Raw genomic sequence first — 3,510 nt, 5'->3', positions numbered from 1 at the left:
GGTAAAAGTACAGGCGCCCACGTTCACTATGAGGTACGCCTCAATGGATCTCCTACAGATCCTATGATCTTCTTACCAATTAGCAACTAATAGGTAAAACCAATACTATATACGTAATATCCTTTACGATATATGTAACATAAAACATAATTCATAGAAAAAAGAACTTGTTATGCGTGCAAATGCACTAATAGCAAGTTCTTTTTCTTTTCTTTTGTATATATATATTGTAAAATAAAAGTATATGAACGGAGGTATATCTATGAAGGCCTATGTACAAGTTTATACCGGCGAAGGCAAGGGCAAAACGACCGCTGCTATTGGTCTAGCTATCCGTGCCATCGGCGCTGGCAAGAAAGTCCTCTTTTTGCAATTTATGAAATCTAAAGTATATAGTGAACATACTATTTTACCTACCTTAAAGAATTTAACCTTGGAAACCGTGGGCAAGCCATTCTTTATTATCAAAGAAGGGATGAAAAGCAAGGACGAACTCGCTAAATGGGGCGATGAAGTCGTTGTCTTTGAATCTGGCAATCCGCCAAAGGATTATGTAGCGCTCATCGAAAAAGGCTACGAACGTGCACTAGCTGCTATCAGTAGTGGTGAGTACGATCTCGTCGTTCTTGATGAATACAACATGGCACTCTTCTTTGAACTCATTACATGGGATAAAACAAAGGCTTTGCTCGATGCTCGTCATCCAGAAACGGAACTCGTATTTACGGGCCGTGGGGCTCCTCAAGAATTAATCGATGAGGCAGACCTTGTAACGGAAATGAAAGAGGTCAAACATTACTACCTTCAAGGCGTAATGGCTCGAAAAGGTATTGAAAACTAATCATAGGTACACCTAAGGAGGTGATGTGGTTGAGTACAGTGGCTATTGTGGCCCTCGTTATTGTGGCCATTATTGCAGCACTCATCTTAATTATCCTACTGACACCAATCACATATAGCATCGAAATCAACGGACGATCGCCATATCGTGGCGAGGTGCGCGTCAAATGGCTGTGGCGTGTATTTTCACTGCATCTAGCGTATTTGCAGGACAAACCATTTTTTAAGGAATTATACATTTTGGGCATGCTCAAGATTGGTCCTGTGAAAGATTATGAAGAATGGCTTGAAAATCGCGTAGAAGAAGAATACCAAAAGGTGATGGACGACGATGGCGACATGTCGCAAGCGGAAGCCTTCGCCAAGGCGATGCAAGGGGGCGGACAAGGTCCTTCTGCAAGCTCCAGTGGTACTAGCTTTGATGATTTGAAGAGCGCTCAGCGTTCTGACGCTACCTTTAATGATGAAGAAGCACCAGGGGCTGGGACTTCTCAAAAGCCAAATGAGCGCATAGAACGTCCTGAACAAGCTTCTAAGGATATGGATGCACAAGCTCGTGCTGATCGGTATGACTCCATTCAGCAAGACCCAACATCTCATATTCAAAGCGATGATGAAACAGTGAGTCGCGTTACTTTCAACAGTGACGGTTCCATTAAGGAAAAGGTATTTACGAAGGTGAATGACCTCAAAACGACGGTGAAACAACGTTTTGAAAAGCCAGATCCAAACGATCCAGTGGCATCATTTAAGTCTAAAATTCCTACATTCTGGTTCATGAAACATGTAACAAATACAGAATTATGGCGCCAGCTATTCCTTGTTTCAAAACGATGCTATGACCACTCTAAACCACGCGATGTGGCTATAGAAGGTCGATTTGGTATCGGTGACCCATATCGCATGGGGATTATCGCATCTATGCTATATAGCATTTGGCCAGAACAAGCTGAGAACATCGAGCTCGATTATGTAAATTGGGCCGGTGAAGGTAGCGGTCACATTAAAGGTCGCATCATTTTGGCTGTTATGGCTTGGCATGGCACAAGATTTTTACTATCTAAACCAATGCGTTCCCTATTGGGCGAAGGTGCTCGCGTCTTCTGGGTTAAACGGAAGGAAGCTAAGCAGTTAGAAAAGCTGAAAGCCGAACAAGGTCAAACAGCGTAAGGATATATTAAGTCAACTAAGTACATAAGCTAATATAGCAATGATACTTTCACAAAAAGCGGAGGTACTGTGATGGAAAACAGTAATGTAAAAGAGAATTTGGAAGTCCTATTCGAGAAATTCAAAAATATGATTAAGGTGGAAACTGTAGTAGGCGAAGCGGTGCAAATCGGCGATACTACACTTGTTCCATTCGTAGACGTAACATTTGGTTTCGGTACTGGTACAAACCACAACACTGCTAACAAAAATCACGAATGTGGCGGCGGTGGCGGCGGTGCCAAAATGGAACCAAGCGCTATCCTCGTTATTAAAGGCGAACGTATTGAGTTGTTCAACATTAAAGGCAACCCTTACAGCAGCAGCTTCGATCGTCTTATCGGTTTGGTGCCTGACCTCGTGTCCAAATTGAAATCCGATAAATACATTTATTTGAACGATGAACAATAATTCGATGTCGAATTATAAATAATAGGTGAAAGCCGTAATACCCACATGTGTGCTCTGAATATGTCCGTAGCGACTGCTATTATAGCTTCAGAGTATACTTGTGGGTATTATTTTAACTTCTATAGACTTTCATAAGCATTTCATAGGGCTTTATTATGCTATGTAACATAGTCTTGTGAAAGTTAGCGAGATTTGTTATAGTAAAAATAGTACACTATTGGATTGTATAGTGACACTTTTATTTCGAGGAGGATTTCAGATGAAATTATCTAAAAAATTAACTACCCTAGCTATCGTTGGTGCTATGTCTGCTACTGCTGCAGTAGCAAGTGCTGCTAACATTGGCTTAGTAAATATGAGCCAAGTAGTAAATAGCTACCCTGGCTATGGTGCATTAGATATGAAAATGCAACAAGTAGACGCTCAATACCGTCCACAAATTGAGAAAAAAGTACAAGAAATTGAAAAAATTCAAGATCAAACTCAAGCAGAAGCTGAATTCAATAAATCCGTAGCTCCATTGCTTCAAAAAGAAAACGATGAAATCAACAAAATTGCTCAACCTATGATGCAAGCAATTCACAATGCAGTTGAAACTATTCGGGTTGAGAAAAAAATGGATGTAGTATTGGATGATCCGTACACAATCCGTGCGGCTGACGCTAACAGCAAAATCGAAAACATTACTAACGAAGTAATTAGCCGTCTTAAAAAATAATACATATAAAAATTGACCTCTAGTTGAGAAATTAACTAGAGGTCTTTTACTTTAAAGGACTTTTTTATTTATATAGCGAATTATAAACATTAAAAGCGTTATACATTTTATTGCAATTATAGCATTATAGTTCTTAAATTAATCGTTATGATGCAATTTAGTTATGTTCCCATGTCTTGAGATATTCATTAATTATGATATACTATAGATAGTGAATAGACTTCAACGCTAAGGGCGTTGGTCACTAAGGCGCTATCTATAGATAGTGCCTTTTTTATTATTGTCTTTAGACTGGTTCGCGACGTAGTCGCGAATCATAAAACCACCCGCTA

At 39.9% G+C, this 3,510-nt stretch carries 4 protein-coding genes; all 4 read left to right on the top strand.

The genetic code is table 11. The annotated features are described in order from the left end of the window. Positions 1-262: 262 nt before the first annotated feature. The gene (locus tag QZ334_RS05835; protein WP_039968824.1) at positions 263-841 is read left to right on the top strand and encodes a cob(I)yrinic acid a,c-diamide adenosyltransferase; all 579 of its coding nucleotides are present in this window, start codon (positions 263-265) and stop codon (positions 839-841) included. A 29-nt stretch (positions 842-870) separates the two neighbouring features. Beyond that, on the top strand, positions 871-2,010 hold the full coding sequence (locus QZ334_RS05830; RefSeq protein WP_295232701.1) for a hypothetical protein: 1,140 nt from the start codon (positions 871-873) through the stop codon (positions 2,008-2,010). Between the two features lie 72 nt (positions 2,011-2,082). Beyond that, positions 2,083-2,460, top strand: coding sequence for a GerW family sporulation protein (locus QZ334_RS05825; protein WP_005384862.1), 378 nt, complete (start codon positions 2,083-2,085; stop codon positions 2,458-2,460). Positions 2,461-2,719: 259 nt separating this feature from the next. Then, positions 2,720-3,178 carry an OmpH family outer membrane protein gene (locus tag QZ334_RS05820; RefSeq protein WP_060924853.1) on the top strand — a complete coding sequence of 153 codons (459 nt, stop codon included), beginning with the start codon at positions 2,720-2,722 and terminating at the stop codon, positions 3,176-3,178. Positions 3,179-3,510 lie beyond the last annotated feature (332 nt).

The sequence above is a fragment of the Veillonella sp. genome, assembly GCF_019414865.1.
In the GTDB taxonomy this organism is placed as follows: Bacteria; Bacillota; Negativicutes; order Veillonellales; family Veillonellaceae; genus Veillonella.
The sequence above is the reverse complement of the archived record's forward strand: the minus strand, read 5'-3'. Positions and strand labels throughout refer to the sequence as shown.

What these genes read in the sequence shown, in the direction of transcription:
- QZ334_RS05820 (WP_060924853.1), top strand. Translation starts at nt 2,720, where the DNA reads ATGAAATTATCTAAAAAATTAACTACCCTAGCTATCGTTGGTGCTATG.
- QZ334_RS05825 (WP_005384862.1), top strand. Translation starts at nt 2,083, where the DNA reads ATGGAAAACAGTAATGTAAAAGAGAATTTGGAAGTCCTATTCGAGAAA.
- QZ334_RS05835 (WP_039968824.1), top strand. Translation starts at nt 263, where the DNA reads ATGAAGGCCTATGTACAAGTTTATACCGGCGAAGGCAAGGGCAAAACG.